Annotated in this window: 3 protein-coding genes and 1 pseudogene; 2 read left to right on the top strand and 2 right to left on the bottom strand. The window is 68.4% G+C overall.

Going from position 1 to position 4,888, the window contains the following annotated elements:
* Both MXAZACID_RS19155 and MXAZACID_RS04255 read right to left on the bottom strand, forming a co-directional pair.
* Window positions 1–729 (bottom strand): annotated as a pseudogene (locus MXAZACID_RS19155) (hypothetical protein); the annotation flags it as partial.
* Window positions 730–765: 36 nt separating this feature from the next.
* The gene (locus MXAZACID_RS04255) at window positions 766–2,769 is read right to left on the bottom strand and encodes a ComEC/Rec2 family competence protein (protein ID WP_168118385.1); all 2,004 of its coding nucleotides are present in this window, start codon (window positions 2,767–2,769) and stop codon (window positions 766–768) included.
* 79 nt (window positions 2,770–2,848) lie between these two features.
* Between MXAZACID_RS04255 and gltX the strand changes: the two genes are divergently transcribed.
* Both gltX and MXAZACID_RS19150 read left to right on the top strand, forming a co-directional pair.
* A complete protein-coding gene (gltX, locus tag MXAZACID_RS04250; RefSeq protein WP_008492866.1) occupies window positions 2,849–4,243 on the top strand; it encodes a glutamate--tRNA ligase in 1,395 nt (464 codons plus the stop codon).
* Window positions 4,244–4,352: 109 nt separating this feature from the next.
* A complete protein-coding gene (locus MXAZACID_RS19150) occupies window positions 4,353–4,748 on the top strand; it encodes a hypothetical protein (protein WP_008492865.1) in 396 nt (131 codons plus the stop codon).
* The last annotated feature ends 140 nt before the right edge of the window (window positions 4,749–4,888 follow it).

The raw sequence follows: 4,888 nt of genomic DNA, 5'->3' as shown, positions 1-4,888 counted from the left end.
GAGCCGGCTCGCGGTCTCGCCGGTCAAGGTGCTGCCTTGCGTTGCCGCCACCACCCCTGCCCCGGCCCTGGCTTTCGCCAGCTGCGTCTCGGTCTCGTCCAGCTGCTGCTGCACCTGGGCGGAATGGGTCTCCAGCCAGCTTTGCGCGTCATTGAGGGCCTGGAAGGCGACATCGCGCCCCTGGTCCAGATAAAGCTGCATCGCGAGATTGGCCCCGGCGGCGGCGAGGTCCGGGCTGCGGGCCGAGAAATGCACCGCGATCACCCGCGCCCCTGGCTGCACCGAAACGGCGAGATGGGTCTGCACGATTTGCGCCAGCGTCGCCGCATCCGGCGCGGCGGGGGCAGGCAACAGCGAGAGCGGGAAGATGCGCTTGCGCAAAGCCGGGTTGAATTCCGGCAGCTGGTCCAGATGCAGCCGCGTCGCGATCGCCGCCGCCGCCGGCAAAGCGAGGACGATGGCGCTCTGGCTCGCCATCACCGCATCCTGGTTCAGCTCTGTCGCGGGGCCGGCGGCATTGGCGCCGGGCAGGCGCGCCGCTTCGGGATCATAGAGCAGAATGCCGGTGGCTTCATAATGCGAGGGGCTGAGCGCCAGCAACAAGCCGGCCAGCGCCGGGGCCAGCATGGTGGAGAGCAGCAAAATCCGCCATCGCCGCCCCAGCCCCTGCAACTGGTCGGCCAGCGAGGGCGGGGCGGCGACAGCCAGAGGCGGGAGCGCGACACTCATAACGATAGATTAACGAAAACAGCGAGCGAAAACAATCTATGGTTGCGACAGATTCGGCACCCAGGGGCGCGCCCCCTCCCAGGCGCGGTCCGTGATCAGGCGGATCCGCGCCGGGCTCACCCAGGCGGCCAGCGCGCCATCCCGCGCGGCGCGGCTGGCATCCAGGATCACCGCGCCGGCGCAGCCCGGTTGCGACACTGGCGAGACCAGCAACCGCGCCCCCTGGCAGTCGGTTACCGGGGTAGCGGCATAGAGCACCGCGCCGATGCGGCAGGTGGCAGCACTGCAGGCGGATGGCACCAAACGCGCCCCGCCCCAGACCGCGCGCCATTGCTCCAGCGTGAAGCTGCTGGCCTTGGGCATTTCCACCAGCAGCACCTGCCCGCCCTGGCGGATACCGATCAGCCTGGCATCGGCGGAGACCAGCACGTCCGGCGGGCGGGCCAGCAGCGCTGCCACCAGCCCGGCCGCGATCAACCCCGCCCCCGCCAGTCGCGCGGCCGAGCGCCAGAGGCACAGCCAGGCCAGCCCCGCCGCGATCAGCAGGATGGCGGCACCCGGCATCGGCGCCACCTTCAGCAGCGCATCCGGCCAGGTGGCGATATGGGCGGTCATCCAGACGATGATGGCGATGCCCCAGCCCATCGGCTTGAAGGCGAGCCAGGCCAGATGCAGCTTCAGCAGCGCCAACCCGGCCAAGCCCCAGGGCATGATCCAGAGCGCGGTGAGCGGCACCGCGACCAGATTGGCCGGGATCCAGTAAGGTTCGATCTGCTGGAACTGATAGGCGGAAAACGGCATCGAGGCGCCGCCGGCGAGCAGGCTGGTGAAGGCGAGCTCGGCCACATGCATCAGCCCCGCCCCCAGCATGCTGCGCCCGGCATGGAAGCGCCGCCAGATCGGATGCACCGCTTCATAGCCGGCGATGAGGGCGGCGACGGCGGAGAAGCTCATCTGAAAGCTGGCGGAGAGAATCGCCTCGGGGGTGGCCAGCAGCAGGATCATCGCCGCCAGGGCCAGCCCGCGCAGCGAGACCGCGCGCCGCCCCAGCAGCACGCCGAGTGTGACCAGGCTGGCCATCGCCAGGCTGCGCAGGATCGGCAGATGCGCCCCGGTGAGCACCGCGTACCCCGCCCCGCCCGCCAGCGCCAGCACGGCGGCAATGGGTTTGCCCGGCCAGTGCAGTGCCATCCAGGCGCTGCGCGAGAGCCCCCATCGCGCCAGCACAAACACGATGCCCATGACGATGCCGACATGCAGCCCCGCCACCGCGAGAATATGGGCGAGGCCGGAGAGGATGAAGCCCTGCCGCTCATCGGCGGGGATGATCTGCTCATCGCCGGTCAGGAGTGTGACCGCGATGGCGCCGGTGGAGAGCGGCAGCGCGCGCAGGATCTGCGTGGCGATCTCCAGCCGCAACGCCTGCAGCGCATCGCGCCACTGGCTGGGTGGCGCCGGGCGCAGCTGCTTTAGCGGTGTCAGCGCCACCCCGACAGCGGCGAGATTGGCGAAATATTCATCCCGCCCCTGCTGCCAGCCGCCCGGATAGGCCGGCGGGTCCGGGCCGAACAGCAGCGCATAGGCTTTCACCAGCGCCCCCGGGTCGGGCGGCGCATCGCCGGGGCGTAGCTTCAGCCGGACCAGACGGCGCAGCGTCGGGCCGTGATCGATCCGCGGGGCGCGCAGCACCACGCGGGCGGTGTTGGGCAGCATCTCCACCCGCGCGACGAAGCCGCTGACGCTGACCACGCCGGACGGGATGGGCGGCATCGGCGGCATCGTAGCGCTGCGATATTCGGCCCGGGCGAAGCCGATGGCCCCCGCCAGCAGCAGCCAGGCCAGAAACCGCGCATAAGGAAACCGCCAGCTCGCCCCCAGCGCCAGCAGCGCGCCCACCGGAAGGGCCGCCGCCAGCCAGAGCGGCGGCTCCGAAGGCAGCGCGAAATAGACCAGGATGGCGGCCCCCATGGCGACCGGCAGCAGCAGGATGAAATGCCCCCGCTCCGCCTCCACCCAGCGCGCGAACCAGTCCCGGGCCAATACCACCTCCGATTGTTCCGGATGATTAACTTTTTCGCCCGGCTGGCACAAATCGGCGCAAAAGAGTAACAGCCAGCCCATGAAAGTCCGTACCCGCTTCGCGCCCTCTCCCACCGGCCTGCTGCATATTGGCGGCGCCCGCACCGCCCTCTTCAACTATCTCTTCGCCAAACATCATGGCGGCGAGTTCGTGTTGCGCATCGAGGATACGGACAAGGCCCGCTCCACCCAGGAAGCGGTGCAGGTGATCCTGGACGGGCTGGACTGGCTCGATCTGAAGGCTGACGAGCCCCCGGTGTTCCAGAGCAGCCGCGAGGCAAGGCATGTCGAGGTGGCGATGGCGCTGCTGGCGCAGGGCAAGGCTTATCGCTGCTATTGCACCCCGGAAGAGCTGGCGCAGATGCGCGAGACCGCGATGGCCGAGAAGCGCCCGCCGCGTTACGATGGCCGTTGGCGCGACCGTGACCCGTCCGAAGCGCCGGCGGGGGTGAAGCCCGCCATCCGCCTGAAAGCCCCACGCGAGGGCGAGGTGGTGCTGAATGATCTGGTGCAGGGCGAGGTGCGGGTGAAGAATGCCGAGATGGATGACATGATCATCCTGCGCTCGGACGGCACGCCGACCTATCTGCACGCGGTGGTGGTGGATGACCATGACATGGCGATCACCCATGTGATTCGCGGCGACGATCATCTCACCAACACCTTCCGGCAGATCCAGATTTATGACGCGATGGGCTGGGAGACGCCCGCCTTCGCGCATATTCCGCTGATCCATGGCGCGGACGGGGCGAAGCTCTCCAAGCGCCATGGCGCGGTGAGCATTCTGGAATTCCGCGAGCAGGGCTTCCTGCCGGAGGCGTTGTGCAACTACCTGCTGCGTCTGGGCTGGGGCCATGGCGATGCCGAGTTCCTTGGCCGCGACGAGCAGATCGCGCTGTTCACCCTGGAGGGTGTCGGCCGGGCGGCCAGCCGCATGGATTATGCCAAGCTCACCCATCTCAACGGCATGTGGCTGCGCCAGGCCGAGGATGCGCGGCTGCGTGACGATGTGGTGGAGCGCCTGGCCAAGGCCGACATCACCGTCGGCACCGCCGCCATGCAGCGCATTCTGGCGCTGATGCCGGGCTTGAAGGAGCGCGCCAAGACGCTGGAGGAGCTGAGCAACTCTTCCGCCTTCCTCGCCCGCGAAATTCCCCTGCCCTTCGAACCGAAGGCCGAGGCGCTGCTGACCCTGGAAAACCGCGAGATGCTGGCGCGTCTGGCCGGCCTGCTGGAGGGCACGGATTTCACCGCCGAGGCGATCGACGCGGCGTTGCGCGCTTTTGCCGAAGCGGAGGGCCGCAAGCTCGGCCAGGTGGCGCAGCCGCTGCGCGCCGCGCTGACCGGCAGCACGATGAGCCCGGGGATCGACGCGACGCTGATCGCGCTCGGCAAGGCCGAGGCGTTGGCGCGCATCCGGGCGGTTGCCGCCTGAGGGGTAATCCGTCTCATCGTTCAGCTCATGTTCATGCAAACATCCCGGCCGCCCCCCACATCGGGTTGTGAGCCGGGACGACCCGGCCAACTAAAAACGGGAGTTTGCAATGAAACGCTTTTTCACCACCGCGACGTGTCTTCTGGCCATCGGCGCCGTCACCCCGGCCCTGGCACAGAGCTCCGCCACCGGCAGCAGCGGCTCGACCAACACCATCGGTAGCCACTCCACCGCCGGCATGGGCACCACCGGGGCCGGCATGGCCCCCTCCGGCGGCAATGGCAGCGGCATGAAGGCCGGCACCGCCGGCACCGGCTCCAACAACATGGCCGGCAGCCATTCCACCGCGGGCATGGGCTCCGGCGGCTCCAGCATGTCGATGGGAACGGCCGGCGGCAGCTCGTCCTCCAACGCGATGAAGAGCGGCACCAATGGCTCCGGCGCCAGCAACATGACCGGCAGCAAATCCACCACCGGCATGGGGACCACGGGCAATAGCCAGTAAAAGGCTTTGGCCTGAAGGCGCGGAAGTTTTTGGGGATTGTAGGGGCGTTTTTTCAAAAACGCCCCTACGTGACAAAAGGCCGGATCGCCCCTTGAGGGGACGTCCGGCCTTTTGTCTTGACGCCGCTTTTTTTGTAAAAA

Origin of the sequence: Acidocella sp. MX-AZ02 (assembly GCF_000306035.1) — a bacterium.
Taxonomy (GTDB): domain Bacteria; phylum Pseudomonadota; class Alphaproteobacteria; order Acetobacterales; family Acetobacteraceae; genus Acidocella; species Acidocella facilis.
The sequence above is the reverse complement of the archived record's forward strand: the minus strand, read 5'-3'. Positions and strand labels throughout refer to the sequence as shown.